Origin of the sequence: Mesorhizobium marinum, assembly GCF_040813675.1 — a bacterium.
Classification (GTDB): domain Bacteria; phylum Pseudomonadota; class Alphaproteobacteria; order Rhizobiales; family Rhizobiaceae; genus Mesorhizobium_K; species Mesorhizobium_K marinum.
This window is the reverse complement of sequence record NZ_JBFOCI010000003.1, coordinates 327961-353783: the sequence shown is the minus strand read 5'-3', so window position 1 is coordinate 353783 and position 25823 is coordinate 327961. Positions and strand designations below refer to the sequence as shown.

The window sequence follows — 25823 nt, the reverse complement described above, 5'->3', positions numbered from 1 at the left end:
CCTTTTCACAACCCTGGATGAATGCATGACGCTTTTTCGAACCGTCGAGCCGGCGGCCGAGCCGGTGACGCTTGCCGATGCGAAGGCGCACCTGAGGATCGCCCACGACAGCGAGGACGTGTTGCTGCAGGGGTTGATCCGCGCCGCGCGGGAGGACCTGGAGCGCGCGGCGAGCGTCGCGCTGATCAACCAGAGCTGGCGACTGGCGCTGGATGCCTGGCCGAGCAACGGGTGCGCATTCCTGATGATGCATCCGGTGCGCGCGGTGCTATCGGTGACGGCGTACGGCACCGAGGGCGAGGCGTCGCTGATCGCTCCCGCCACCTACCAGCTCGACACGCTGTCGCGACCGGCGCGCCTGCATTTCGAAGCGAAGCCGGAGCCGCTGCGCGCCTTCAATGGCGTCGAGATCGATTTTTCCGCCGGCTTCGGCGAGGCGGGCACCGACGTGCCCGACCTGCTGAAGCGGGCGATCCTGCTTCTGGTTGGGCATTGGTATGAATTCCGCGCGCATTTCGGTGCCGACCAGCAGCCGGTCGGCTATCCGGCCGCCTATGACCGCATCGTGGCCTCCTACCGATCCCGGAGACTTTGATGGCTACGTTGTTCGTCGATCCAGGCTCGCTGCGAACAGAGCTATCGCTCCAGGCCTCGACGGTATCGCCCGACGGACTAGGCGGGCATTCGCAGAGCTGGATCGAGGTCGCGACCCTGTTCGCGAGGATAGAGCCGGTGGCGGCGTCGAGCGTGTTCGGTGCGGACCAATCCATGGAGACGGTGACGCATCGCGTGACGATCCGCTGGCGGCCCGGCGTGGCGAGCGGGATGCGTTTCGTCAAGCAGAGCAGGATTTTCGACATAGTGACCGCGCACGATCCGGACGACAGCGCGCGCTACCTCGTTTGCCGCGCAAGGGAGGCGGGCCAATGAACCTCGCCATGCAGCTCACGATGGACGGCATGATCCGCGCCCTGCGCCTGAAGATGCATGCGCTCGGCGAGGATCGCGAAGAAATCCGCAACCGGGCGGTGCGGCGCAATGCGGAAGCGCTGGTGCTGCTGTCCCAGGAGGCGCGGCGCACCCGGCGGGAGGTAGGCCATGAGCCCGGCCGCTGAACTGCAGAAAGCGATCTTTGCGGCGCTGGGTGCGAGCCCCGCGCTGGCGCCCCTGGTCGGCGCCCGCATATTCGACCACGCGCCGGCGAACGTCGCCTTTCCCTACATCACATTCGGCCGCACGAGCGTCTACGACTGGAGCACTGGTAGCGAAAGCGGCACCGAGCAGCTCTTCACCCTGCATGTCTGGTCGAAGGGCAAGGGCAAGAAGGAAGCGCTGGAGATCATGGACCTGGCGCGTGCCGTGCTGCACGAAGCCGCACTGGTCCTGGATGGATACCACCTGGTGAACCTGCGCCTCGAGTTTTCGGAGGCGAGGTATGACGACCGTAACGAGGCGCATCATGGACTGCTGCGGTTTCGCGCAGTGACCGAGCAAACAGGGCATTAGACCAGAGGCAGGCCTGCCTGTTGCCGACGGCCTGCAGAACAGGGGAGACCGCAAGATGGTCGCACAGAAGGGCAAGGACCTTCTATTGAAGATCGACAATGCCGGCAGCTTCGTGACCGTCGCCGGCCTGCGCTCGCGACGCATCGCCTTCAACAGCCAGACCGTCGACATCACGGACGCCGAGTCGACCGGTCGCTGGCGCGAGTTGCTCGCCGGCGCCGGTGTCCAGCGGGCCGCTCTCAGCGGATCCGGCATTTTCAAGGATGCACAGTCCGATGCGTTGATGCGGCAGCGCTTCTTCGCGGGAGAGATCGTCGCCTGGCAGCTCGTCGTTCCCGATTTCGGCACGGTCGAAGGGCCGTTCCAGATCACCGCGCTCGAATATACCGGCAGCCACGACGGCGAGGTGACATTCGAGTTGGCGCTGGAATCCGCCGGCGCAATCAGCTTTGCGGCCGCAGCATGAACGCGAACAGGAGGCGGGGCGAAATCGCGGCCGATCTCGACGGCAGACAGTACCGGCTCTGCCTTACACTCGGTGCGCTCGCCGAGCTCGAGGCTGCCTTCGCGGCCGATGACCTTGGCGCGCTGGTCGAGCGCTTTTCGCGCGGTCGGCTGTCGGCGACCGACATGATCCGTGTCATCGGCGCGGGGCTGCGCGGCGCCGGAAACGATATCGCCGACGCCGAAGTGGGAGCCATGCGTTCCGGCGAAGGGGCAGCGGGCTTCGCCGCAATAGTCAGCGATCTCCTGGTCGCCACGTTCGGCGCGGCGCGCGCGGAGACCCACCCGCCAAACCCCTGAAGGCCGCGGCAGGCAAGACGACCGCATTTCCGTGGGACAGCGTCATGACCGCGAGCTTCGGACTGCTGCGGCTTTCGCCGAGGGATTTCTGGTCGATGACGCCGCGCGAGATGGAACGTGCGATGAGCGCCCTTGGGGGAGGGCGGACGCCCGCCCCGCGCAGGGGCGAGCTGGAGCACCTGATGGCGCAATTTCCGGATATGACGGAGCAAAGCTATGACCGATGACGTCACCGTGCGGATCGACGCCGACACGCGACCGTTCCAGGATGCCTTGCAGACGCTGGAGAAGCTGTCGTCCGGCTTCGGCGCACAGCTTTCCGGCGCGTTGAAGAGCGCGGCGGTCAGTGGCAAGGAACTCGACGACATCCTGCGGCGGATCGGCCTGAACCTGGCTGGCCTGGCGCTGGAGCAGGGGCTGAAACCTCTGCAGTCGCTTGCCGGCGGGCTGGTCTCCAGCCTGCTCGGCGGACTGTCCGGGCTGCTTCCCTTTGCGAAGGGCGGCGTTCCCGGGAACGCCGTTCCCTTCGCGTCTGGCGGCGTTGTCTCGGCTCCGACGTATTTTCCGCTCGGGAGGAACATCGGCGTCATGGGCGAGGCCGGGCCGGAGGCGATCCTGCCCCTGCAGCGCTCGGACGACGGACGCCTGGGCGTGGCTGCTGGCGGCGGGGGCGGCGGCGTCAACATCGTCTTCAACGTCACGACGCCGGACGCGCCGTCGTTCCGAAAATCCGAAGCGCAGGTGACGGGAATGCTGGCGCGCGCCGTGTCGCGGGGAACGCGAACCTTCTGATCGGTCGAGGCGACGCGGGCCTGCGCCGGGGCATTGCCCGACTGACCCACAATCCTGACGGAAACGCACATGAGCGAACTTTCGAGCTTTCACGACGTGCGCTTCCCCAGCGCTGTCTCGTTCGGCGCGACGGGCGGGCCTGAACGGCGAAACGAAATCGTGGCGCTGACGTCCGGGCGTGAGAAGCGCAATGCGCGCTTCTCTCAGTCGCGGCGGCACTACGACGCGGGCACGGGGGTGCGCTCACTTGCGGACCTGCACGACGTCCTGGCGTTCTTCGAAGCACGGCGCGGCTCGCTGCATGCGTTTCGCTTTCGCGACCCGTTCGACATGAAGTCCTGCCGTCCCGACGACCTGCCGTTAGCGACAGACCAGATCCTTGGGACGGGTGACGGCGCGACGGCCCGTTTCGCGCTGACCAAGACGTATGGCGAGGGAGAGGACGCATACCGACGCTTCATATCCAGGCCGGTCATCGAGACGCTGCGCGTGGCCGTGGCCGGCGTGGAGAAGACCGCGCCCGCCCAATGGAGCTTCGACCTCGCCACGGGTGAGGTAGTCCTTGCACCCGACAGTGTCGCAGCGGTCGGCGAAGTCGTGACGGCCGGCTACGAGTTCGACGTGCCTGTCCGGTTCGACGCCGAGCGCATCGCCGTCAGCATCACTGCCTTCAAGGCCGGGCAAATTCCGTCCATTCCGTTGATCGAGGTGCGGCTGTGACCGGCTATCCCGAGACGCTGACCACGCATCTTGCCCGCGAGGCGACGACGGTCTGCCACTGCTGGCGGCTGACACGGGGCGACGGGCAGGTGACGGGATACACCGACCACGACCGGTCGCTGACGGTCGGCGGTACGTCCTATGCGCCGCAGACCGGATTTGCCGCAAGCGAGGCGCGCGACGCGCTGGGCCTGGCGGCGGATACGGTCGACATCGAAGGTGCGTTATCCTCCGACGACATCCGCGACGAGGATATCGCCGCCGGCCTCTACGACGGGGCGACGATCGAGACGTTCCTGGTGAACTGGCGGCGACCGGAGGATCTTGCGCTGCTGCGCAGGGCGACCGTCGGAAAGATCACGCGCTCGGACGGGCGGTTCGTGGCCGAACTGGAAAGCCTCGTGCACGCGCTGGATCGGCCGAACGGGCGCTACGTCAGCCGCAGTTGCGATGCGGAACTGGGCGATCCGCGTTGCAGCTTCAACCTGGATGGCCCTGATTTCAGGGGAACCGGGACGGTTGTCGCCCATCAGGCGCCTTCCGCGCTGACGGTGACCGGCCTCGACGGGTTCGAGCCCGGCTGGTTCACGGACGGCGTGCTCACCTGGACGACGGGATCGGGCGCCGGACGAAGCCAACGCGTCGAGGAGCATCGCAGGGACGCAAGCGGGACGATGCTCGTCGTGCAGCCGGGCAGTGGCTCCGCACCCATGGGAGGCGATGCCTTCACGGTGACGGCCGGATGCGACAAGACGTTTGCCACGTGCAAGGCGAAGTTCGCCAACGCCCTGAATTTTCGTGGATTTCCTCACCTGCCCGGCAATGATGCAGCCTACGGGTATGTGGTCGACGGCGGGCGGTTCGACGGCGGACCGGTCGTGCCATGAATGGCAACCGGATCGCCGACGCAGTGGTGACCGAGACAATGACCTGGCTCGAGACGCCATACCGACACCAGGGTAGGCGCAAGGGCGTCGGCTGCAACTGCATCGGCCTGGTTCTGGGCGTCTGGCGCGCGGTTCATGGGGGGCTGCCCGAGCGTCCCGGCCCCTATGCTGCCGACTGGGCGGAAGCCGGAGGATCCGAGAGGCTGCTTGAAGCGGCAAGACGGCATTTCGTCGAGAAGCCGCGCGGCGCGATGGCGCCGGGAGACGTGATGGTCTTCCGCTGGCGCCCGCATTTGCAGGCCAAACATGCCGGGATACTCATCGGGGCCGGCCGCTTCGTGCACGCCTACGAGGGCATGGCTGTGTCGGCGTCGGTGCTGGCTCCGCAGTGGCGTCGGCGTATCGCCGGCGTCTTCGCCTTTCCCGAACACGTCTGAACCAAGGGGGCCCGGCATGGCGACCGTACTGCTGCAGGTAGCCGGCGCGGCGATCGGCAGCCTGCTCGGGCCGATCGGAACCGCGATCGGCGCCGCCGCCGGCGCGCTTGCCGGCTACACGATCGACCAGGCGCTGATAAACGGAACGCGCCGCTTCGAGGGGCCGAGGCTTTCCGGCGCCCGCCCCTTCACCGCAGAGGAGGGGATCGCGCTGCCTCGCCTCTACGGCACGGCCCGCCTGGGCGGCATCATGATCTGGGCGACCCGCTTCCAGGAGAAGCGCACGACCAGGCGCGAGGGCGGAAAGACTGGCCCCAAGATCACCGAATACAGCTATTTCGCCAACGTCGCCTTTGCGCTCTGCGAGGGCGAAATTGCCGGTATCAGGCGCATCTGGGCCGACGGGCGGGAAATCGACCGCGACAGGATCGAGTTGCGCGTCCACCCTGGAGGCGAGAACCAGCAACTCGACCCGCTGATTTCGGCGAAGCAGGGAGCGGACAACGCCCCTGCCTATCGGGGAACAGCCTATGTGGTGATCGAGCGCTTCGCACTCGTTGACTTCGGAAACCGCATCCCCCAGTTCCAGTTCGAGGTGATCCGGGTGGTCGGCGAACTACCGCCGAGAATCCGCGCCGTCACGCTGATTCCTGGCGCGACCGAGTATGGCCTTTCGCCTTCCCTTGTGACGCGCCGCCGGCGCGAAGGCGAGACCGAGGCCGTCAACCGCCATACCCTGCTCGAAGGCACCGACCTGACGGCGTCGCTCGACGAACTGCAGATGCTGTGCCCCAACCTCGAGCACGTGGCCGTGGTCGTCGCATGGTTCGGCGACGACCTCCGGGCCGGGTCGTGCCGGATCCGCCCGGGCGTGACGACCGACAACGGAGCCGGCTTTTCCGCCAACTGGCGGGTGTCGGGCGTCGCGCGCGGATCGGCGATGGTGGTCTCCACCCACGACGGAGGCGCGGCCTATGGCGGCACGCCGTCCGACCGGAGCGTGATGGACGCGATCGCCGACATCAAGGCGCGCGGCCTCAAGGTCACACTTCATCCCTTCATCATGATGGACGTTGCGGCCGGCAATACGCTGCCTGATCCCTATGGAGGCCCGACCCAGCCGGCGTACCCCTGGCGTGGGCGCATTGCCTGCGATCCCGCACCGCAGATGCCCGGTACGGCCGACCGCACAGCCGCAGCCCGCACGCAGGTTGCAGGCTTCTGCGGCGACGCGGCGCCGGGGCAGTTTTCTGTGCTGCAGAACACGGTCGACTTTTCCGGACCCACGGACGAATGGGGTTTCCGACGCTTCGTGCTGCATCATGCCAAGCTGGCGCAGGCGGCCGGCGGGATCGACGCCTTTCTGATCGGAAGCGAACTGCGCGGCCTGACCACGCTGCGCGACGAGAACGACGCATTTCCGTTCGTGGAGGCGCTTTGCGTCCTGGCCGCGGAGGCACGCGGGTTCCTGGGGGCCGCGACGAAAATCACCTACGGCGCCGACTGGAGCGAGTATTTCGGCTACCACCCCCTCGACGGAACGGGCAACGTCCACTTTCACCTCGACCCGCTGTGGGCCCATCCCGATGTCGATGCGGTCGGCATCGACAACTACATGCCGCTGTCCGACTGGCGCGACGCCGATCATTCCACTGGCAACCCGGACGGATTTTCAGGTCCCTACGATCCGGCCGGCCTACGCGCCCAGATCGCCGGCGGCGAGGGCTTCGACTGGTACTACCCGACATTCGCCGCGCGCCAGTCGCGCGACCGCGTTGCCATCACGGATGGCGCATTCGGAAAGCCGTGGGTGTTCCGCTGCAAGGACCTCAAGGGCTGGTGGTCCAGTCTGCATCACGACCGCATCGGGGGCGCGGAGATGGCCACGCCGACCGCCTGGGTCCCTCAGAGCAAGCCAATCTTCCTGACCGAGCTGGGCTGCCCGGCCACCGACAAGGGACCCAACCAGCCCAACGTGTTTTCCGATCCGAAGTCCGCGGAAAGCACATTGCCGCATTTCTCCAGCGGCGGGCGCAGCGACCTCGCGCAGCAGTCCTTCCTTGCCGCTCATCATCGCTATTGGGATCCGACGGCCCCCGGCTTCGAGGCAGCCGCCAATCCGGCCTCGTCGCTCTTTGCGGGCCGCATGGTCGATCCGCGGCGGCTCTACGTCTGGGCCTGGGACGCGCGACCGTATCCGGCTTTCCCGCTGCGCTCAGAGCGCTGGTCGGACCATGGCAACTGGCACTACGGCCACTGGCTGAACGGGAGATTGGCCAATCCGACGACGGGTGAACTGATCAACGCGATCCTCGCCGACCACGGACTGCCGCCGGCATCGGTGGACGGCGCTGGCGGGACGGTGCAGGGCTATGTCATCGACGCGCCGGGCTCGGCGCGGTCGGCGATCGAGGCGCTTGCCGACCTGTTCGGGCTGGCTGTTCTGGAAACGCCGTCGGGGCTGGCGTTCCGCAGCGAGGCCGCGGCATCGGGGCCGATCGAGCTTTCCGAACTGGTCTCGGATGGAAACGCGCCGGTCGTCGAGACGGTTCGCACGCCCGACCATCAATTGCCCGTCGAGGCGGTTCTCGGCTTTCGCGACCCGATGGTTTCGCACCAGGCCGTCTCGGTGCGTCGTACGCGCGCCGGCGCGTCCGGCAGCAGGCAGCATGCGATCGGCTTTCCCGGCGTCCTCGAGGCCGGTCAGGGCAGGGCGCTCGCCGCCGACTGGCTGCAACGGGTCTGGAGCGAGCGCGAACGCGTCGCCTTTGCGATCCCCCAGCCGGACGGGAGCGTCGTGCCGGGCGCGCTGGTACGCCTGCCGGATTCGCAGAACGACTGGCTGGTCACCGAGATCGAGGACGGCCTCGTCCGCAGAATCTCGGCCAAGCAGGTCCTGCGGGGACCCGGAACGCCCTGGCGGTCGTCCAATCCGGGGGCGGCTTCGACCGTGCCGCCGGTGGTGGGCCAGCCGCTTGCCCTGTTCCTGGATCTGCCCGCCGGTGCGGGGCCGGGTCCGATGGAGGACCAGTTTCGCGTCTGCGCCTGGCAGACGCCCTGGAAGAGCCAGGCTGTCTTCGCGTCGCCCGAGGGCACCGGCTTCGCGCAGCGCACGACGATCGGACTGCCGGCCGATGTCGGCGTCCTGACGGCGCCGCTGGCCCCGGGCGTCGTCGGCCGTATCGACCGCTCGGCCGAGATCGAAGTCGAGCTTTTCGGCGGCGCGTTTTCCAGCGTCAGCCGCGCACTGTTGCTCAACGGTGCGAACGTGGTTGCCGTGCGCGCGGCGGACGGGCTCTGGGAGGTTGTGCAGTTCGAGACGGCCGAGGAGGTGGCGCCCGAGATCTGGCGGCTCGGCTCCCTTCTGCGCGGACAGCTCGGCACCGAAGACGCGATGGCCGCCGGAGCGGCGACGGGCGCGCATCTGGTGGTGCTCGACGAAGCGGTTCAGGCGGCAGGCCTCGTCGCCAGCGAAAGCGGTCTGCTGCTCAACTGGCGGGTCGGACCGCACGGTTCGGACCTGTCAGGGGGAAGCTTTGCCGAACACGCGCTGGTCGGCGGCGTGCGCGCGCTGCTGCCGCTTTCGCCTGTTCATCTGCGCGCCGCACGGACCGGCGCAGGCGATGTCGCCATCTCCTGGAAGCGTCGCGGGCGCATCGACGCCGACAGCTGGACCGCGAGCGAGATCCCCCTCGGCGAGGAACGCGAGGAATACCGGATCGAAATCGCGCATGCCGGCGGGGCGGTGGTGCGTACTGCAGCGACGCCGACCGCCGCGTTTGTCTACGGCAGCGCCGACATTGCCGTCGATTTTGGCGCGCCGCCGGGTGAGATCGACGTCACGGTGCGCCAGCTCAGCCTGGCGGCCGGCTGGGGCATCCCGGCCACGCGCCGCCTTTCGCTTGCATGAACGCCAACCATCGAGGGAACAACGATGACCGACTCCAAGCCATGGTACCTCTCGCGCACGATCTGGGCCTCGCTGATCACCATCGCGACGGCGTCGGCCGGCATTGTGGGCGTGCCCGTTGCCGGGCTCGACAACGCCGCGCTAACGGATACGCTGCTGCAGGCGATTACCGCGATCAGCGGGCTGGTTGCGATTTTCGGGAGATTGGGGGCGCAGAGGAGGATCGGGTAGCTTATGACGCCGGGGCGAAGCATTTTTGCCGGCCACGTTCATTCCCCGTTCAGCGGGGATGCGCTAGATAGCGTGTCATGAAGACGTCCCGCGCCATAGCCCGCTTTGCAGTGCCCGGCCTGTTGTTGGTCGGGCTGCTCGGCGCCCAGCCGGCGGCGGCCGCGGACTGCTATTCGATCGGCCAGCAGATCGCCGACCAGAATGGCGGCCAGCTCGCAAATGTGCGCGAGTCGAACCGCGGCGGGCAGACGGTCTGCGTCATCGTCGTGCTGGTTCCCGGCAAGGACGGCGGACGACCGCGCCGCCAGGAATTCACGGTGCCGGCGAATTGATCCGGGCCGGCGTCGCCATGCCAGCGCCTGACCCCATCCCTGCAACAGGATCTTCCCATGCGCATACTCGTCGTCGAGGATGACAAGGACCTCAACCGGCAGCTCGTCGAGGCGCTGACGGATGCCGGCTACGTCGTCGATAAGGCTTTCGACGGGGAGGAAGGCCATTTCCTCGGCGACACAGAGCCCTACGATGCGGTCGTGCTCGATATCGGGCTGCCGCAGATGGACGGCATCAGCGTGGTCGAGCGTTGGCGCCGCGACGGCAAGAAGACGCCGGTGCTGATCCTGACGGCGCGCGACCGCTGGAGCGACAAGGTGGCCGGGATCGACGCCGGGGCCGACGACTATGTGACGAAACCCTTCCACATCGAAGAGGTGCTGGCCCGGGTTCGCGCGCTGATCCGCCGTGCGGCGGGCCACGCATCGTCGGAACTCACCTGCGGGCCGTTGAGGCTGGATACCAAGGCATCGAAAGCCGACATCGACGGCAGGTCGCTCAAGCTGACGTCGCACGAGTTCCGGCTGCTCGCCTACCTGATGCACCACATGGGCGAGGTGGTGTCGCGCACCGAACTGGTCGAACATCTCTACGATCAGGATTTCGATCGTGATTCCAATACGATCGAGGTTTTCGTCGGGCGACTCAGGAAGAAGATGGGCGTCGACATGATCGAGACCGTGCGCGGCATGGGCTACCGCATGCGCGAGCCCGAGGCGTAGCGGGACAAGATGGCGGCGCGCTCGTTCGGCTTGACGCTCGGCCCGCGCTCGCTCGCCTTCCGCGTCATCGCCTTCTCGACCGGCTGGGCGATCCTGGCGCTGATCGTCATCTCGACGGTGATCTCCGCGCTCTACCGCCAGGCCAGCGAACGAGGCTTCGAAAGCCTGCTCTCGGCGCATCTGTTCAACCTGATCGGATCGGTCGGCGTGTCCGACGCCGGCGTGCTGACGGGCAGCCCGAACCTCGGCGACCTCAGGTTCTCCGAACCGGATTCGGGCTGGTATTTTTCGGTCGAGCCGGTCTCCGGCGGGGTAACGGGAGAGATACGCTCGACCTCGATGACCCGGCCGATCCCGCCGCCGCCCGTGTCAGACGTGCCGTTCAATCCGCAGTTCCAGCGAAGCTACCTGATCGACGGCCTGGCGGGCGAGGACCTGGCGGTGATCGAAAGCGAGTTCGTCCTCGACGCAGAAAACCGCGTCGCCAGGTTTCGCGTGATGGGCAACCGCACCGAGCTAGAAGAGGAGATCGCCACCTTCGAGCGGCGGCTCTACACCTACCTCGCGATCTTCGGCCTCGGCATGATCGCCATCAACGCGATGGCGATCCTCCTCGGACTGCGGCCGCTGAACCGTGTCAGGAACGCGCTGGCCATGGTGCGCGAGGGACAGGCGCAAAGGCTCGACGGGCGGTTTCCGGCCGAGATCGAGCCGCTGGCAAACGAAACCAATGCGTTGATCGAGAACAACCGCCGCATCGTCGAGCGCTCGCGCACGCAGGTCGGAAACCTCGCGCATTCCCTGAAGACGCCGCTTGCGGTCCTGATGAACGAGGGCAGGGCAATCGGCGGGCAGAAGGGAACGCTGATCGCCGAGCAGGCGGCGGCGATGCGCGACCAGGTGGATCACTACCTGAAGCGCGCGCGGATGGCCGCGCAGCGCGACAGCGTGATCTACCGCGCCCCGGTGGCTCCGCTGCTTGAAAGGCTGGTGCGCGTCATCGAAAAGCTCGGTCGCATGAAGGTGTCGCTGTCCCTGCCGGTCGACGAGGTCGTGTTTGCCGGGGAGCGCGAGGACCTCGAGGAGATCGCCGGCAACCTGCTCGAGAACGCGATGAAATGGGCGCGATCTCGCGTCTCCGTGTCGGTCGTGCCGGCGACGGCTGGCAGCGACGGCCGTTTCGCTATCGTCATCGAGGACGACGGGCCCGGCATCCCCGAGGACAAGGCACGCGAGGCGCTGAGGCGCGGGAACCGGCTCGACGAGACGAAGCCCGGCACGGGCCTCGGGCTGGCGATCGTCTCTGAGTTGGTCAAGGAATATGGCGGGGTCCTGCGGCTGGAGCGCTCGCAAATGGGCGGGCTGATGGCGACCGTCGAACTGCGCGGCGCCCAATGAGGCACATTCCTCGTGGCATTCGGGCCAAACTTCGGCCAAATATGGCCAATAGTTCCCGAGTCGTCGATGAGCTGCGACGCTGTCCAACCCGGGTGACGTGAATATGAGAATGCATCTGGCGGTCGTCGCCGCAACGATGGCCCTGGCGCTGGCCGGCTGCTCGACATCCGGGTCGGGCGGACGATTCACGGGCGCTTCGTCGGTCACCGGGCCGGCCGCGCCCGAGACGATCATCTCGGCGATGGATGGCGGCCTTATCGGCGGATCGGTCGGCGCCGGCCTCAGCGCAAGCGACCGCCAGACGGCGCTGCAGGCCGAATACCGGGCGCTTGAGCATACGCCGGCCGGGAAGGCGGTCGACTGGAAGGGCTCGAACGGAAGCGGCGCGGTGACCGCCGCGCAGCCATACCGCGTCGGTTCGCAGGACTGCCGCCAGTACATGCAGTCGGTCAATGCCGGCGGACAGACGCGCAGCGCGCGCGGGACGGCCTGCCGGAACCCAGACGGCAGCTGGACCCCGCTGACCTGAGGCGAATCCGGGTGATGCCGCCGGGTCTTTCGACAATCCGCCGCAGATGCCCGATATTGGCATGCCGTTCGCCGCGGGCTATTTGAACGCCATGTTGTTCTGGGTCATAGCCGGCTTGCTGACTTTGGGCGCCAGCCTTTCGGTGCTGCTGCCGCTTGCACGGCGCGGACAGGCCGGCGGCGCGGAAGGCTCGCACGACGTTGAAGTCTATCGCGATCAACTCGCCGAGCTCGACCGCGACGCAGATCGCGGGCTGATCGGACCGGCTGAGGCCGAACAGGCGCGCGCCGAAATCGCAAGGCGCATTCTCAAGGCCGACAAGCTGGCTCGCCTTGAAGGTGCCGGCGACCGGGCAGACGGCAGGGCCGTCCGCAGCCTCGGCGTCGCGGCTGTCCTGGCGGTGCCGCTGGTCAGTTGGGGCATCTACGCGGCGACCGGTTCGCCCGACCTGCCATCGCAGCCGCTCGCAGCACGCCTCGACAAGAATCCGGCCGACAGCACCGTCGACGAACTTGTGGCGCGCGCCGAGGCGCATCTGGCGGCCAATCCCGATGACGCCAGGGGCTGGGACGTCCTGGCCCCGATATATGTCCGGATCGGCCGCAACAACGACGCCGTGACAGCCTACCAGAACGCAATCCGCCTTGACGGACCGAGTGGCGCGCGCCAGTCCGGGCTGGGCGAAGCGCTGGCCGGGGCTGCCGACGGCCTGATAACGGCGCAGGCGCGCGATGCCTTCACCAAGGCGCTGGACCTGGAGCCGGGTCAGCCGAAGGCGGCGTTCTTCCTGGCCACCGCGCAGGTACAGGAAGGGCGGGTCGCCGAAGCGGTGGACGCCTGGCGCGCGATGCTGCGCAACCTGCCGGACGATTCGCCCTGGCGCGGCGCCGTGGAGCAGGCGGTCGCCGAGGGCGACCGGCGTCTTGCCGCGGTCGGGGGGCCGAAGGGGCCGACCCCTGACGCGGTCGAGGCTGCCAGCCAGATGTCCGAGGAAGATCGCAGCGCGATGATCGAGACCATGGTGGCTGGCCTGGATGAACGCCTCAGGCAGAATCCGCGCGATCTGGAAGGATGGATGCGGCTGGTGCGTTCCTATCATGTGCTCGGCCGGGCCGCCGAGGCGCGCGACGCTCTCGCGCGCGGCGTCGCAGCCTTCGGTGAAGGCAGCGTCGAAGCCGGGAAGCTCGGCGAATTTTCGATCGCGCTCGGCTTGGCGCAGACGGAGTGATCCGGTGACGAGGAAGCAGAAGAGACTTTCGGTGATCGGGGGCGCGCTGGGCTTTCTTGCCCTGGCGGCGGCGCTGACCTTCTACGCGCTCGGGCAGAAGGCATCCTACTTCTACATGCCCGGCGACTTGGCGACCGCCGTCTTGGAGCCCGGCCAGCGCATCCGCCTCGGCGGTCTGGTCGAGAAGGGGACGATCGTCCGCGACCAGGGCACCGAGGTCGAGTTCTCCGTGACCGACACGGAACACTCCGTGAAGGTCGCCTATTCCGGCATTCTGCCGGATCTGTTCAGAGAGGAGCAGGGCGTCATCACGGAAGGCAGTTTCGGCCCCGACGGTATCTTCATTGCCGACAGCGTGCTCGCAAAGCATGACGAGACCTACATGCCCAAGGAGGTGGCCGACAGCCTCAAGGCCAAGGGCGTCTGGCAGGAGGAAACCCAGTGAAGCAGGCCCCGCATGGTTGAAGTCGGCCATTTCGCGCTGGTCCTGGCGTTCGCGCTGGCGCTCGTCCAGTCGCTCGTTCCGCTCGTCGGAGCCCGGGTCGGCAACGATCGCCTGATGTCGGTCGCTGGCCCGGTTTCTATCGGCGGCTTCGCACTGGTGGCCCTCGCATTCTGGGCCCTGACGGTCGCCTACGCCCAGTCGGACTTTTCCGTCTCGAACGTGTGGGAGAACTCCCACTCGCTGAAACCGTTCCTCTACAAGATCACCGGAACCTGGGGAAACCACGAGGGTTCCATGCTGCTGTGGGTCTTGATCCTCACCTTCTTCGGCGCCCTGGTCGCGGTCTTCGGGCGGAACCTCCCGGCAAGCCTGCGGGCGACGGTGATCGCGGTGCAGGGCTGGATCGGCGCGGCCTTCCTGCTCTTTATCCTTGCGACCTCCAACCCGTTCGTCCGGCTCTCGCCGGCGCCGATCGAGGGCCGCGACCTCAACCCCATCCTGCAGGACATAGGCCTCGCAATCCATCCGCCGCTGCTCTATCTCGGCTATGTCGGCTTTTCGGTCTGCTTCTCGTTCGCCGTCGCCGCGCTGATCGACGGGCGCATCGACGCGTCTTGGGCGCGCTGGGTGCGGCCGTGGACGCTCGCCGCATGGTCGTTCCTGACCGGCGGCATCGCGATGGGGTCCTATTGGGCCTATTACGAACTGGGCTGGGGCGGCTTCTGGTTCTGGGATCCGGTCGAGAACGCATCCTTCATGCCCTGGCTGGCCGGCACCGCCCTCCTGCACTCGGCGATCGTCATGGAGAAGCGGTCCGCGCTGAAGATCTGGACGCTGCTGCTTGCGATCCTCACCTTCTCGCTGTCGCTGCTCGGCACTTTCCTGGTTCGGTCCGGCGTGCTCACTTCCGTGCATGCCTTCGCGACCGACCCGAGCCGTGGTGTCTTCATCCTCTGCATCCTGCTGCTTTTCATCGGTGGCTCGCTGGCCCTCTTCGCGTGGCGCGCGCCGGCGCTGGCGGGAGGCGGGCTATTCCATCCCATCTCGCGCGAGGGCGCACTGGTCCTCAACAACCTGTTTCTGACCACGGCGACCGCCACGGTTTTCGTCGGGACCTTGTACCCCCTGGCGATCGAGGCGATTTCCGGCGACAAGATCTCGGTCGGCGAGCCCTTCTTCAACCTGACGTTCGGCCCGCTCATGGCGCCGCTGCTCATCCTCGTGCCGTTCGGGCCGCTGCTCGCCTGGAAGCGGGGCGACATGCTGGCCGCCGCGCAGCGCCTGATGACCGCGTTCGCTGGCGCATTGCTGGCGGTTCTTGTCACCTTGCTCCTTGTCGATCGCGCGTCGGTGCTGGCGGCGCTCGGCATCGGACTGGCGGTCTGGCTGGTGCTCGGCGCCATCACCGATCTTGCACTGAAGTCAGGTTTTGGCAGCGTGCCGGTGGGCGTCATGCTGCGCCGGCTGGCCGGTCTGCCGCGTTCGATGTTCGGCACGGCGCTGGCGCATCTTGGTCTGGGATTGACGACGCTCGGTATTGTCGGCGTGATGTCGTTCCAGACCGAAAACATCCTCGCCATGAAGCCAGGGCAGACCACCGAGATATCGGGGTTGGTTCTGCGCTTCGAGGATATGCTTCCGATACAGGGACCCAACTACACCGAGAGCCGCGCCCGATTCTCGATCCTCGACGCGGCGGGTAGGCCGGACGGCGAGATCGTCTCATCGAAGCGCTTCTATCCGGTCAGGCAGATGCCGACGACCGAAGCCGGCATCCGCACGATGGGGCTGAGCCAGCTCTATGTTTCGATCGGCGACGACACGCAGGACGGCGCACTTGTCGTGCGCATCTGGTGGAAGCCGCTGGTCACGCTGATCTGGGGTGGCGCGCTCGCCATGATGCTGGGTGGTGCGGTTTCGCTGTTCGACCGCCGGCTGCGCATCGGCGCCCCGGCGCGGAGCCGGCGCAGGGTCGCATCGCCGCAGGGCGTCGCGCAGTGAGGCGCACGGCGGCCACGGTCGGCCTGGTCCTGGCGCTGGCATTCCTGCCCGGGCGCGCCGGGGCGGTTCTGCCCGGCGAGGCGCTTTCCGACCCGGCGCTGGAGGCGAGGGCGCGTACGCTCTCGGCAGAACTGCGCTGCATGGTCTGCCAGAACCAGTCGATCGACCTGTCCGACGCGGAACTGGCGCACGACCTGCGCGTGCTCGTTCGCGAGCGGCTGATGGCTGGCGACAGCGACAGCGAGGTCCTCGACTATGTCGTCTCGCGCTACGGCGAGTTCGTTCTCTTGAAACCCAGCTTCAGCCTGCGCAATGCCATTCTGTGGAGCACGCCCATCCTGTTGCTGGCGGCGGGGGCGGGCGTGCTGGTCTATTCCCAGCGCAGGCGAAGGTCGCTCGCTTCCGGCCTGACCGAGGAAGAAGCCGCCGAACTCGACCGCATCCTGCGCGACACCGGGAAATAGCCGGCGGATCGGCCGCTTTGACAGGCCGGAATTGGCGGTTCCACGGCCGCCCGCAGGAAGCAACATTACGAAAATTTCATGCCATGGAAATGGCGCCGTAATGTCCGGATTTCTATGTCTCTTTCGAAGGATGCGGCTCAGCGTCCCGACAAGAGGATAGAAACCAATGACCAGTTCTCCCAAGCCTTTCTCCAGTGGCCGCAAGCGTCTCCTCGCTGCCGGCGCATCGATCGCCATCGCAGCCGCAGTCGGTTTCGGCGCAATCACCTCGGGCACGCTTCCGGTCCAGGCAGAGGCGGTCCGCGTCGAAGCTCCGCAGGCGCCCGGATTCGCCGACGTCGTCGAGCAGGTTTCGCCTGCTGTCGTCAGCGTCCGCGTCAAGGCCAAGATCGAGCCCGCTTCCGATACCGATTTCCAGATGTTCGGCCGCGGCTTCGACGATCTGCCCGACGACCATCCCATGAAGCGCTTCTTCAAGGAATTCCGCGGCTGGGGCGACCAGGACCAGGGCGGTCGCATGGAGCGCCGCAAGCACCGCGACGACAGCCCGCGCCCGGTTGCGCAGGGCTCCGGCTTCTTCATTTCCGATGACGGCTACGTCGTGACCAACAATCACGTCGTCGAGGGCGGCGCGATGTTCACCGTCGTCGACGACGCCGGCAAGGAGTTCGACGCCAAGCTGGTCGGCACCGATCCGCGCACCGACCTCGCCGTTCTCAAGGTCGACGGCGGCGGCCAGAAGTTCACCTATGTCAACTTCGCCGACGATTCGAAGGTTCGGGTCGGCGACTGGGTGGTTGCCGTGGGCAATCCGTTCGGCCTCGGCGGCACCGTGACCGCCGGCATCGTGTCGGCCCGCGGCCGCGACATCGGCGCCGGCCCCTACGACGACTTCCTGCAGATCGACGCCGCCGTGAACCGCGGCAATTCCGGCGGTCCGGCGTTCAACCTGAACGGCGAAGTGGTCGGCATCAACACCGCGATCTTCTCACCGTCGGGCGGCAATGTCGGCATCGCCTTCGCCATCCCGGCCTCGACTGCCCGCGAGGTCACGCAGGACCTGATCCGCGACGGCGCCGTGCAGCGCGGCTGGCTCGGGGTCGAGATCCAGCCGGTAACGGCCGAGATCGCTGAATCGCTCGGACTGTCGGGCGAGAAGGGTGCGCTGGTGTCGAATGCGCAGGACAACAGCCCGGCGAAGAAGGCCGGCGTGATCGCCGGCGACGTCATCACCGCGGTCGACGGCAAGGACGTTGCCTCGCCCAAGGAACTTGCCCGCATCATCGGCGCGATCACGCCCGGCAAGGCTGTCGACGTCACGGTGTGGCGCAGCGGCCAGTCGGAGACCATGAAGGTCGATCTGGGCGAGTTGCCGGCCCCTGAGAAGCAGGCCTCGCTCCAGGAAGGCGGCGATAGCCAGGCGCAGAGCGACCAGCTCGCCGAACTCGGCCTCACCATCGCGCCCGCCGACGACGGAAAGGGTGTCGTCGTTACCGACGTCGATCCCGGCAGCGACGCGGCCGACCGCGGACTGCAGGCCGGCGACGTCATCACCAATGTGAACTCGAAGCCGGTTTCGGGCGGCGACGACATCGAGAAGGCCATGGCGGAAGCCGCCAAGGCCGGCCGCAAGGCGGTGCTCGTCCAGGTCAGCCGGGACGACGCCAGCCGCTTTGTGACCCTCCCCGTCGCGAAGGGTTGACCGGCTTCGGTTTCCGGCGCCGCGTTGGCCGATGCGGCGCCGGAACCCGCGCCACCGCGTCTAGTCAGTCTTACGCGGTGCGCACGGCGGCAGCAGGCCCCCCCGCCTGCTGCCGGAACTCCCTGCCGGGATCGCTCCGGTATCCGCATCCTCGGCAATTTCGCGTATAGAAGCTCCATGAAGATTCTGATCATCGAGGACGATCGCGAGGCCGCCGACTATCTGGAGAAGGCATTCGCCGAGGCCGGACACACGGCGCATGTCGCGCGCGACGGCGAGACCGGTTTCGCGCTGGCGGACGCCGGCGACTACGACGTCATGGTGGTCGACCGCATGCTGCCGCGCCGCGACGGCCTCTCCCTCATCGCCGGACTGCGCTCGCGCGGCAACACGACGCCGGTGCTGATCCTCTCGGCGCTGGGCGAGGTCGACGATCGGGTGACCGGGCTGCGCGCCGGCGGCGACGACTACCTGACCAAGCCCTACGCCTTCTCCGAACTGCTTGCCCGCATCGAGGTGCTGAACCGGCGCGCGACCTCGAAGGAGGCCGAGACCGTCTATCGCGCCGGCGATCTCGAACTCGATCGTCTGGCGCACAGCGTCAAGCGGGCCGGGCGCGAGATAACACTGCAGCCGCGCGAGTTCCGCCTGCTCGAGTATCTGATGCGCCATGCCGGCCAGGTCGTCACCCGCACGATGCTGCTCGAGAACGTGTGGGACTATCACTTCGATCCGCAGACAAACGTCATCGACGTTCACGTGTCGCGCCTCCGGGGCAAGATAGAGAAGGGTTTCGACAGTCCGATCCTGCACACGGTTCGCGGCGCCGGCTACATGCTCAAGGCCGCCTAGCGCCATGACAGGCCGTGCAATCGGGCTCCACCGGATGTCGCGCTGATGCGCCTGCCGGCGATCATGCGCACCACCGCCGCCAGGCTGTCGGCGCTCTACTTCATCCTGTTCGCGCTTTGCGCGATCCTGCTCGTCTTCTACATGACCTCGCTGTCGGCCAGCATGCTGACCGCTCAGACCATGGATACGATTGACGAAGAGGTGCAGGGGCTCGACCGTGCCTATCGGGCGGGCGGCCTGCCGCTGCTGGTCAGGGTGGTCGGGCAGCGATCCCGCCAGCCGGGCGCCAATCTTTACCTGATCGCGGACGCCAACGGCCGCATCCTGACCGGCAACGTCGAAAGCCTTGAGCCGGGCGTGCTCGAGACCACCGGCTGGACGGGCCACCCGTTCACCTATCAGCGCTATGGCGAGGGGGCCGCCGAGCGCCGCGCGCCGAGCGTCAGCGAACTGGAGGCGCCGCCGACTTCGACGGAAACGCGGCATGCCGCCATTGCTCTGGTCTCCCGCCTGCCGAACCAGATGATCGTCCTTGTCGGCCGCGACCTGGGCGAACCGGAACGGTTCCGGGACGTCATCAGACAGGCGCTCATCTTCGCGCTGAGCATCATGGCGCTCGGCGGCCTTCTGATCTGGTACTTTGTCGGTCGGCGCGCGCTGAAGCGCATCGACAGCGTCTCGGAGGCCGGAAAGCGCATCATGGGGGGCGACCTCAGCGGCAGGCTGCCAGTCACGGGCGCCGGCGACGAGTTCGATCGCCTGTCGGAAAACCTCAACATGATGCTCACCAAGATCGCTGGCCTGAACGAGGGTCTGCGGCAGGTGTCCGACAACATCGCGCACGACCTGAAGACCCCGCTTACCCGGCTGCGCAACCGGGCCGAGGCGGCGCTTGCAGGCGATCCCGGCGAGGCCGGCTATCGCGAGGCCCTGGAGGCCACGATCAGCGAATCCGATCGCCTGATAAAGACCTTCAACGCGATCCTGATGATTTCCCGGCTCGAGGCGGGCTACTCGGCCGAGACATCGACCAGGATCGATCTTGCCACCGCGGTCCACGACGTCGTCGAGCTCTACGAACCGGCGGCCGAGGAGGTCGGCGTGAAGCTGGAGGCGCCGGTCGAGGGCAGCTTCGTCGTTGACGGCAACCGGGAACTGATCGCACAAGCGCTCTCCAACATCGTGGACAACGCGATAAAATACTCGACCGGTTCGACCGAGGCGCCGACCGTGCGCGTGTCGCTCGCGCAAAAGGGCGGCGACATCAGCGTGACGATCGCCGACAACGGCCCCGGCATTCCCGACCAGGGCGACCGGGACCGGGCGACGGAACGCTTCGTGCGGCTGGAGCAGAGCCGGTCGCAGCCGGGCTCCGGCCTTGGCCTCAGCCTTGCCAAGGCGGTGATGAAGTTCCATGGAGGGACGCTCGAACTGCTGCCCGGTGATCCGGGCTTGAGCGTGGTGATGACGTTTCCGAGGGCAAGGAGCGCATGAGCAGAGCCGCAAAGGCTGCAGATAGCGATACTGCAGGGCTGCTTCTGAAGCCGGCGACGAAGCTCCTGCCGCTTGATGCGGCCGCCGCCCGGGCCGAGCTTGCCGAACTGGCGTCGGCTGCCGACGAGGCCGGGCTCGAACGCCTGTCGCGATATCTTGGCCTGAAAGGGCCGATTCAGGATTTCCTGGGCGCCGCGTTCGACCTTTCCGATTTCCTGCGAGATGCCGCGCGTCGACGCCCTGAGATGCTCGACGGGCTGTTCGATCAGACGGTCGAACAGCGGCTGGAAACGATCCTCTCGACGATCCTGGCGAGTCCCCGTGCGGAGGATGCCAGCGAAAACAGCCTGATGACCGGGCTCCGCGCCCTGAAACTTGAAGCCCATTTCCTGATCGCGCTGGCCGAGCTGGCTGGCGAGGCCGAGGCCGCGGAGACCGTGGAGCGGCTGAGCCGGCTAGCCGACGCCTGCGTCAGCGCGGCGATCGACTTCCTGCTTCTCGACGCCCACGGCCAGGGCAAGCTCAAGCTGCGTGACCCGCAGCATCCCGGCGTCGGTTCCGGCTGGATCATCCTCGGCATGGGCAAGCTCGGCGCACACGAGCTGAACTTCTCCTCGGATATTGACCTCATCTCCTTCTTCGATCCGGAGGCGCCCGCGGTGATCGACCCGATGGAGGCCACCGACCTGTTCGCGCGGCTGTCGCGGCGGCTGGTGCGCATCCTCCAGGACCGGACCGAGCACGGCTACGTCTTCCGCACCGACCTGCGGCTGCGCCCGGATCCCGGATCGACGCCGCTCGCGATCTCGATCGACGCGGCCCTGACCTACTACGAGAGCAGGGGCCAGAACTGGGAACGCGCCGCGATGATCAAGGCGCGGCCGGTGGCGGGCGACCTCAAGGCCGGCGAGGCGTTCCTCAAGGAACTGCAGCCCTATGTCTGGCGCAAATACCTCGACTACGCGGCGATCGCCGACATCCACTCCATCAAGCGCCAGATCCATGCGCACAAGGGGCATGGCGAGATCGCCGTCAGGGGCCACAACGTCAAGCTCGGACGCGGCGGCATACGCGAAGTCGAGTTCTTCGTGCAGACGCAGCAACTGATCGCGGGCGGACGTTTTCCGGAATTGCGCGGGCGCGCCACGGTGCCCATGCTTGGTGAACTGGCCAGGCGCGGCTGGATCAGCGAAGACGCGCGCGACGGACTGGCTCGCCAATACTGGTTCCTGCGCCGGGTCGAACACGCGATCCAGATGGTTGCGGACGAGCAGACGCACACGCTTCCCGAGACCGACGAAGGACTGCGGCGGATCGCCAGGATGCTGGGGTTTGCCGGCGAGGCCGAATTCTCCGCCGCGCTGCGCGCCTCGCTGCAGGAGGTCGAGGGCCATTACGCCGCGTTGTTCGAGTCTGCCCCAGGCCTGTCTTCAGGCGTGGGCAACCTCGTCTTCACCGGCGACGTCGACGATCCCGACACGCTGACGACGCTGAGCAAGCTCGGTTTCAAGCGTCCGAGCGACATCTGCCGGGTCATGCGCAGCTGGCATTTCGGCCGCTATCGCGCGACCCAGTCGGCCGAGGCGCGCGAGCGGCTGACCGAACTGACGCCGGCCCTGCTGGAGGCCTTCGGCAAGACCAGGAAAGCCGATAAGGCGCTGATGCGCTTCGACCAGTTCCTGGCGGGCCTGCCGGCCGGCATCCAGCTGTTCTCGCTGCTGCAGTCCAACCCGAGCCTGCTCAGGCTGCTCGCGACGATCATGGGTGCGGCGCCGAGGCTTGCCGAGATCATCACGCGCCGGCCGCACGTCTTCGACGGGCTGCTCGACCCGGCGCTGCTCGCCGAACTGCCGAACCGCGCCTATCTTTCGGCAAGGCTTGCCGCCTTCGTCGACAGTTCGGCCGGCTATGAGGAGACGCTCGACAGGCTGCGCATCTTCTGCGCCGAGCAGAAGTTCCTGATCGGCGTGCGGCTGCTGGCCGGCGCCATCGACGCCGGCCGCGCTGGCAAGGCGTTTTCCGATCTCGCCGACCTCGCCATCGGCGCGGCGCTGGACGCCGTCGAGGCGGAGTTCGCGATCCGTCACGGTCGCGTGCCCGGCGGCAGGGTCGCGATCCTCGGCATGGGCAAGCTCGGCAGCCGCGAACTCACGGCCGGGTCCGACGTCGATCTGATCCTGCTCTACGATCACGATGCGGACGCCGAGGAGTCCGACGGCGAGAAGCCGCTCGCGCCGTCGCATTATTATGCGCGCATGACGCAGCGCCTGATCGCGGCGGTTTCGGCGCCCACCGCGGAGGGGGTGCTCTACGAACTTGACCTGCGGCTGCGCCCGTCCGGCAACAAGGGGCCGGTCGCAACCCATGTAGACGCCTTCCGCAAATATCAGCGCAACGACGCCTGGACCTGGGAGCACATGGCGCTGACCCGCGCCCGCGTCGTCGCTGGCGATGCCGACCTCGGCGCGGAGATCGAGGCCGACGTGGTGGAGATCCTGTCGCTGCCGCGCGACGGCGCCAAGATCGCAGCCGAAGCGGCCGAGATGCGGGCCTTGATCCTGGAGGAGAAGCCGCCCCGCGACGAATGGGACGTCAAGCTGGCGCCGGGTGGACTGATCGACCTCGAGTTCATCGCCCAGGTGGCCACGCTGACCGGCCGCCTGGAGGGGGAGGGCCGGACGACGGCGACGGCGGCTGCGCTGGCGCGGCTATCGCCGGATTTCGCCGATGTCCAGGCGCGGCAGGACCTGGTCGATGCCTGGGCCTTCTACCTGTCGCTGACGCAGATGATCAGGCTTTGCCTGACCGGGCCGTTCGAAAGCGACGACAGCCCGCCCGGGCTGATCGATCTGCTGCTGGCGACGACCGACCTGCCTGACGTGAAGGTGCTCGAGGCGCATCTGAAGGACACGGAAAAGACCGTGCGCGGCCATTTCGATCGGCTGCTCCCGGCGTCGAAGCGTAAGGCGTCACGCGGCTCTTGAGGCCGGGCCAGTCGTTGTCGCCGGCTTGCGAAGCGGGATCCGCACCGAGACGATGGTGCCGATGCCCGCCTTGGACCGGATCTTCAGCACGCCGCCGTGAAGCTGCGCCAGCGAGCGCGAGATCGCCAGGCCCAGCCCGGATCCGGTGTGGTTCTTCGAGAACTGGTTCTGCACCTGCTCGAACGGCCGCCCGAGCTTGCCCAGCGCATGCTTGGGAATGCCGCAGCCATTGTCCTCGATCGTGAGCATCAGGGCGCCGGCGACGTTGCGCGCTCGTACCGCGATGTGTCCTCCCTCCCCAGTGAACTTGACGGCATTGGAGAGGAGGTTGATCGCGATCTGCTTGATGGCGCGGCGGTCGGCGTAGACGCTCAGCGTGTCGGCGATCCGCGTCTCGACGGAAATGTTCTTCTTCGCCGCCTGAAGCGAGATCACCTTCACCGTCTCGTGGATCAGCGGGCAGAGATCGATCTCCTCGCGCTCGACCGAGAACTGGCCGGCCTCGATCTTCGACATGTCGAGGATGTCGTTGATCACGCCGAGCAGGTAGGAGCCGCTCGACTGGATGTCGCGGGCGTATTCCTCGTAGCGCTCCGAGCCGAGCGGCCCGAACAATTTCGATTCCATCACCTCCGAGAAACCGATGATGGCGTTGAGCGGCGTGCGCAGCTCATGCGACATGTTGGCCAGGAACTCGGACTTGGCGCGGTTGGCCGCCTCCGCGCGTTCCGTCTCGCGCATGTATTTGCGGTTCAGCTCTACCAGTTCGGCCGACCGCTCCTGTTCGGCGCGGCGCGCCAGGCTGAGGTCGTGGATGGTCGCCATCAGCCGGCGCTCGCTGTCGACGAGCTTCTCCTGGTGCTGCTTGATCTGCGTGATGTCGGAGCCGACCGACACGATGCCGCCGTCGCGCGTCACCAGTTCGTTGACCTGCAGCCAGCGACCGTCGCCCAGCTGCCGCTCGAAGCTCGCGCCGCCCTGCGACCCGTTTGCATTGGCGAGCCGGCGGTCGGAGACGAAGGCCAGCATCTTGGCTTCGAGTTCGCCGCGTCGCGCGCCGGGCATCACGTCGCGGTCGGAAAGGCCGTTGTCTTCCTGGTACTTCGAATTGCACATCAGCAGGCGCTGCGAGGAATCCCACAGGACGAAGGATTCGTTGATGCTCTCGATCGCCGTCCGGAGCCGCATGTCCGCCGCTTCCGAGCGTAGCGCCAGGTGCCGCTGCTCGGTGACGTCCACGGCGATGCCGATCAGCTGGATCTCCGGCGCCTCGGGATCGATGACCTGCGCGCGGGCGCGCACCCAGACCCAGTGGCCGTCGGCGTGCCGCATGCGGAACACCTGGTCGATCTGCACGATCTCGCGCGCCACGATGCGCTTTGCGAGTTCGAACAGGTCGCCGTCGTCCTCGTGGATGATCTCGGCCACCTCGCCGAAGGAGAGCATGGTGTCGCAGGAGCGATAGCCCAGCATGTCGTACATCGAGCGCGACCAGTACATCTTGCCGCGCACCATGTCCCAGTCCCAAAGCCCGCAGCGACCGCGCACGAGCGCCAGGTCGATGCGCTGGTGCGCTTCGACGTAGATGCGGTCGGCCGCCTGGGCGCGCGCGGCCTGGCTGAAATAGGCGTAGAGGATGACCAGCAGCACGCCCGCGGTGACGACGAACAGCGTCACGTTCATGGACACCGTCCTGCGCCAGCCGGCATACACGCTGTCGTAGGTCGTCATGGCGACGGCCGCGCCGGACCTGCTGTCGGTCAGGTCGACGGCGGCGTACCAGACGGTCTCGCCGATCGTCACCTCCATCACGCCGGCACGGTCGCCGAACATGAAGAGCGGCTGGCCGCCGGAAACGAGGTCGCCGAGGTTCTTGCCCTGCCACTCCGTGGCGGCGGGGCTGGTGGCCACGACCTTGAACGCCGCGTCCGTCACGACGAGCACATGGTTGGCCGTCAGCGACCCTGCCTGCGCCGTCTTCTGGATCAGCCGCGTCGCGTTGCGTTCGAAATCGCCGCGGCCGGCCTCTGCCAGCATGAGAGCGTTGACGAGTTCTCCGGCGGCGAGGCTGAGAACCGCCTTGGCCTCCTGTCCCGCTTCGTCTCGCTCGGCGATCAACGACATGAAGCGCACCGAGGCGACCACCACGAGAAACAGGAGGATGAGGATCGGGATGGAGCGTTTCAGCAAGGGTTCGGCCGCGAGAAGACGACGGTAGGCGGGCGCCGCGAGAATGCGCGCATTGCCGGTGACCTTGTCCCGCGCGCCTTTGCGGCGGGCAAATGTCGACCTATCGGGCGCGCCCCACGCGTCCGCTACGGCCATTGCCGATCCCCCAGGTTTCCAACTGACGATCCGGCGATAACCGCACTGCCGAATCGTCC

At 67.2% G+C, this 25823-nt stretch carries 26 protein-coding genes; 25 read left to right on the top strand and 1 reads right to left on the bottom strand.

The annotated features are described in order from the left end of the window. Positions 1-25 precede the first annotated feature (25 nt). The 25 genes from ABUE31_RS12530 to ABUE31_RS12410 all read left to right on the top strand — a co-directional run bounded on the left by ABUE31_RS12530 (position 26) and on the right by ABUE31_RS12410 (position 23439). The gene (locus ABUE31_RS12530; protein ID WP_367723935.1) at positions 26-595 is read left to right on the top strand and encodes a head-tail connector protein; all 570 of its coding nucleotides are present in this window, start codon (positions 26-28) and stop codon (positions 593-595) included. Further along, positions 595-930: a phage head closure protein gene (locus tag ABUE31_RS12525; protein ID WP_367723934.1), complete on the top strand. Its 336-nt coding sequence runs from the start codon at positions 595-597 to the stop codon at positions 928-930. The genes ABUE31_RS12530 and ABUE31_RS12525 overlap by 1 nt, the downstream gene beginning before the upstream one ends. After that, a complete protein-coding gene (locus ABUE31_RS12520; RefSeq protein ID WP_367723933.1) occupies positions 927-1115 on the top strand; it encodes a hypothetical protein in 189 nt (62 codons plus the stop codon). Before ABUE31_RS12525 ends, ABUE31_RS12520 begins: the two co-directional genes overlap by 4 nt. Then, positions 1099-1506: a DUF3168 domain-containing protein gene (locus tag ABUE31_RS12515; protein WP_367723932.1), complete on the top strand. Its 408-nt coding sequence runs from the start codon at positions 1099-1101 to the stop codon at positions 1504-1506. Before ABUE31_RS12520 ends, ABUE31_RS12515 begins: the two co-directional genes overlap by 17 nt. A gap of 55 nt (positions 1507-1561) precedes the next feature. Beyond that, positions 1562-1972 carry a phage major tail protein, TP901-1 family gene (locus ABUE31_RS12510; RefSeq protein WP_367723931.1) on the top strand — a complete coding sequence of 137 codons (411 nt, stop codon included), beginning with the start codon at positions 1562-1564 and terminating at the stop codon, positions 1970-1972. Beyond that, complete coding sequence (locus ABUE31_RS12505; protein WP_367723930.1) at positions 1969-2310, top strand: gene transfer agent family protein; 342 nt, start codon at positions 1969-1971, stop codon at positions 2308-2310. The genes ABUE31_RS12510 and ABUE31_RS12505 overlap by 4 nt, the downstream gene beginning before the upstream one ends. Beyond that, entirely contained in the window at positions 2307-2537 is a 231-nt protein-coding gene (locus ABUE31_RS12500) for a rcc01693 family protein (protein ID WP_367724173.1), read from the top strand. The genes ABUE31_RS12505 and ABUE31_RS12500 overlap by 4 nt, the downstream gene beginning before the upstream one ends. Beyond that, the gene (locus ABUE31_RS12495; RefSeq protein WP_367723929.1) at positions 2527-3102 is read left to right on the top strand and encodes a phage tail tape measure protein; all 576 of its coding nucleotides are present in this window, start codon (positions 2527-2529) and stop codon (positions 3100-3102) included. The genes ABUE31_RS12500 and ABUE31_RS12495 overlap by 11 nt, the downstream gene beginning before the upstream one ends. 69 nt (positions 3103-3171) lie before the next feature. Further along, positions 3172-3822 carry a phage distal tail protein, Rcc01695 family gene (locus ABUE31_RS12490; protein WP_367723928.1) on the top strand — a complete coding sequence of 217 codons (651 nt, stop codon included), beginning with the start codon at positions 3172-3174 and terminating at the stop codon, positions 3820-3822. Then, the gene (locus tag ABUE31_RS12485) at positions 3819-4709 is read left to right on the top strand and encodes a phage/gene transfer agent baseplate hub protein (protein WP_367723927.1); all 891 of its coding nucleotides are present in this window, start codon (positions 3819-3821) and stop codon (positions 4707-4709) included. Before ABUE31_RS12490 ends, ABUE31_RS12485 begins: the two co-directional genes overlap by 4 nt. Next, positions 4706-5146: an NlpC/P60 family protein gene (locus ABUE31_RS12480; RefSeq protein WP_367723926.1), complete on the top strand. Its 441-nt coding sequence runs from the start codon at positions 4706-4708 to the stop codon at positions 5144-5146. Before ABUE31_RS12485 ends, ABUE31_RS12480 begins: the two co-directional genes overlap by 4 nt. 16 nt (positions 5147-5162) lie before the next feature. Then, positions 5163-9056 (top strand): baseplate multidomain protein megatron, encoded by a 3894-nt coding sequence (locus ABUE31_RS12475; RefSeq protein WP_367723925.1) that lies wholly within the window; start codon positions 5163-5165, stop codon positions 9054-9056. A 24-nt stretch (positions 9057-9080) separates the two neighbouring features. Next, positions 9081-9287: a hypothetical protein gene (locus tag ABUE31_RS12470; RefSeq protein WP_367723924.1), complete on the top strand. Its 207-nt coding sequence runs from the start codon at positions 9081-9083 to the stop codon at positions 9285-9287. Between the two features lie 77 nt (positions 9288-9364). Further along, positions 9365-9619, top strand: a complete 255-nt coding sequence (locus ABUE31_RS12465; protein WP_367723923.1) for a hypothetical protein — start codon at positions 9365-9367, stop codon at positions 9617-9619. Between the two features lie 57 nt (positions 9620-9676). Continuing rightward, complete coding sequence (locus ABUE31_RS12460; protein ID WP_367723922.1) at positions 9677-10342, top strand: response regulator transcription factor; 666 nt, start codon at positions 9677-9679, stop codon at positions 10340-10342. A 9-nt stretch (positions 10343-10351) separates the two neighbouring features. Beyond that, on the top strand, positions 10352-11740 hold the full coding sequence (locus ABUE31_RS12455; RefSeq protein WP_367723921.1) for an ATP-binding protein: 1389 nt from the start codon (positions 10352-10354) through the stop codon (positions 11738-11740). A 103-nt stretch (positions 11741-11843) separates the two neighbouring features. Next, entirely contained in the window at positions 11844-12269 is a 426-nt protein-coding gene (locus ABUE31_RS12450) for an RT0821/Lpp0805 family surface protein (protein ID WP_367723920.1), read from the top strand. A gap of 91 nt (positions 12270-12360) precedes the next feature. Beyond that, positions 12361-13497 (top strand): c-type cytochrome biogenesis protein CcmI, encoded by a 1137-nt coding sequence (gene ccmI, locus ABUE31_RS12445; protein WP_367724172.1) that lies wholly within the window; start codon positions 12361-12363, stop codon positions 13495-13497. 4 nt (positions 13498-13501) lie between these two features. Further along, positions 13502-13942 carry a cytochrome c maturation protein CcmE gene (gene ccmE, locus ABUE31_RS12440; protein WP_367723919.1) on the top strand — a complete coding sequence of 147 codons (441 nt, stop codon included), beginning with the start codon at positions 13502-13504 and terminating at the stop codon, positions 13940-13942. 12 nt (positions 13943-13954) lie between these two features. Next, positions 13955-15943 carry a heme lyase CcmF/NrfE family subunit gene (locus ABUE31_RS12435; protein ID WP_367723917.1) on the top strand — a complete coding sequence of 663 codons (1989 nt, stop codon included), beginning with the start codon at positions 13955-13957 and terminating at the stop codon, positions 15941-15943. Beyond that, on the top strand, positions 15940-16407 hold the full coding sequence (locus ABUE31_RS12430) for a cytochrome c-type biogenesis protein (RefSeq protein ID WP_367723916.1): 468 nt from the start codon (positions 15940-15942) through the stop codon (positions 16405-16407). Before ABUE31_RS12435 ends, ABUE31_RS12430 begins: the two co-directional genes overlap by 4 nt. Positions 16408-16573: 166 nt before the next feature. Next, entirely contained in the window at positions 16574-18109 is a 1536-nt protein-coding gene (locus ABUE31_RS12425; RefSeq protein ID WP_367723915.1) for a Do family serine endopeptidase, read from the top strand. Positions 18110-18286: 177 nt separating this feature from the next. Next, positions 18287-18961 (top strand): response regulator transcription factor, encoded by a 675-nt coding sequence (locus tag ABUE31_RS12420; RefSeq protein ID WP_367723914.1) that lies wholly within the window; start codon positions 18287-18289, stop codon positions 18959-18961. A 45-nt stretch (positions 18962-19006) separates the two neighbouring features. Then, positions 19007-20455, top strand: coding sequence for a sensor histidine kinase (locus ABUE31_RS12415; RefSeq protein ID WP_367723912.1), 1449 nt, complete (start codon positions 19007-19009; stop codon positions 20453-20455). Continuing rightward, the gene (locus ABUE31_RS12410; RefSeq protein WP_367723911.1) at positions 20452-23439 is read left to right on the top strand and encodes a bifunctional [glutamine synthetase] adenylyltransferase/[glutamine synthetase]-adenylyl-L-tyrosine phosphorylase; all 2988 of its coding nucleotides are present in this window, start codon (positions 20452-20454) and stop codon (positions 23437-23439) included. Before ABUE31_RS12415 ends, ABUE31_RS12410 begins: the two co-directional genes overlap by 4 nt. Here the strand turns inward: ABUE31_RS12410 and ABUE31_RS12405 are convergent. Then, the gene (locus ABUE31_RS12405) at positions 23425-25764 is read right to left on the bottom strand and encodes a PAS domain-containing sensor histidine kinase (protein WP_367723910.1); all 2340 of its coding nucleotides are present in this window, start codon (positions 25762-25764) and stop codon (positions 23425-23427) included. The two genes, ABUE31_RS12410 and ABUE31_RS12405, sit on opposite strands and share 15 nt — an antisense overlap. Between the last annotated feature and the right edge of the window lie 59 nt (positions 25765-25823).

Excerpts from the sequence above, each read along its gene's own strand:
- ABUE31_RS12475 (WP_367723925.1), top strand. The coding sequence starts at position 5,163 with ATGGCGACCGTACTGCTGCAGGTAGCCGGCGCGGCGATCGGCAGCCTG.
- ABUE31_RS12490 (WP_367723928.1), top strand. The coding sequence starts at position 3,172 with ATGAGCGAACTTTCGAGCTTTCACGACGTGCGCTTCCCCAGCGCTGTC.
- ABUE31_RS12495 (WP_367723929.1), top strand. The coding sequence starts at position 2,527 with ATGACCGATGACGTCACCGTGCGGATCGACGCCGACACGCGACCGTTC.
- ABUE31_RS12520 (WP_367723933.1), top strand. The coding sequence starts at position 927 with ATGAACCTCGCCATGCAGCTCACGATGGACGGCATGATCCGCGCCCTG.
- ABUE31_RS12505 (WP_367723930.1), top strand. The coding sequence starts at position 1,969 with ATGAACGCGAACAGGAGGCGGGGCGAAATCGCGGCCGATCTCGACGGC.
- ABUE31_RS12450 (WP_367723920.1), top strand. The coding sequence starts at position 11,844 with ATGAGAATGCATCTGGCGGTCGTCGCCGCAACGATGGCCCTGGCGCTG.
- ABUE31_RS12420 (WP_367723914.1), top strand. The coding sequence starts at position 18,287 with ATGAAGATTCTGATCATCGAGGACGATCGCGAGGCCGCCGACTATCTG.
- ABUE31_RS12510 (WP_367723931.1), top strand. The coding sequence starts at position 1,562 with ATGGTCGCACAGAAGGGCAAGGACCTTCTATTGAAGATCGACAATGCC.
- ABUE31_RS12455 (WP_367723921.1), top strand. The coding sequence starts at position 10,352 with ATGGCGGCGCGCTCGTTCGGCTTGACGCTCGGCCCGCGCTCGCTCGCC.
- ABUE31_RS12525 (WP_367723934.1), top strand. The coding sequence starts at position 595 with ATGGCTACGTTGTTCGTCGATCCAGGCTCGCTGCGAACAGAGCTATCG.
- ABUE31_RS12435 (WP_367723917.1), top strand. The coding sequence starts at position 13,955 with ATGGTTGAAGTCGGCCATTTCGCGCTGGTCCTGGCGTTCGCGCTGGCG.
- ABUE31_RS12425 (WP_367723915.1), top strand. The coding sequence starts at position 16,574 with ATGACCAGTTCTCCCAAGCCTTTCTCCAGTGGCCGCAAGCGTCTCCTC.
- ABUE31_RS12415 (WP_367723912.1), top strand. The coding sequence starts at position 19,007 with ATGCGCCTGCCGGCGATCATGCGCACCACCGCCGCCAGGCTGTCGGCG.
- ABUE31_RS12530 (WP_367723935.1), top strand. The coding sequence starts at position 26 with ATGACGCTTTTTCGAACCGTCGAGCCGGCGGCCGAGCCGGTGACGCTT.
- ABUE31_RS12465 (WP_367723923.1), top strand. The coding sequence starts at position 9,365 with ATGAAGACGTCCCGCGCCATAGCCCGCTTTGCAGTGCCCGGCCTGTTG.
- ABUE31_RS12515 (WP_367723932.1), top strand. The coding sequence starts at position 1,099 with ATGAGCCCGGCCGCTGAACTGCAGAAAGCGATCTTTGCGGCGCTGGGT.
- ABUE31_RS12480 (WP_367723926.1), top strand. The coding sequence starts at position 4,706 with ATGAATGGCAACCGGATCGCCGACGCAGTGGTGACCGAGACAATGACC.
- ABUE31_RS12460 (WP_367723922.1), top strand. The coding sequence starts at position 9,677 with ATGCGCATACTCGTCGTCGAGGATGACAAGGACCTCAACCGGCAGCTC.
- ABUE31_RS12410 (WP_367723911.1), top strand. The coding sequence starts at position 20,452 with ATGAGCAGAGCCGCAAAGGCTGCAGATAGCGATACTGCAGGGCTGCTT.
- ccmI (WP_367724172.1), top strand. The coding sequence starts at position 12,361 with ATGTTGTTCTGGGTCATAGCCGGCTTGCTGACTTTGGGCGCCAGCCTT.
- ABUE31_RS12470 (WP_367723924.1), top strand. The coding sequence starts at position 9,081 with ATGACCGACTCCAAGCCATGGTACCTCTCGCGCACGATCTGGGCCTCG.
- ABUE31_RS12405 (WP_367723910.1), bottom strand. The coding sequence starts at position 25,764 with ATGGCCGTAGCGGACGCGTGGGGCGCGCCCGATAGGTCGACATTTGCC.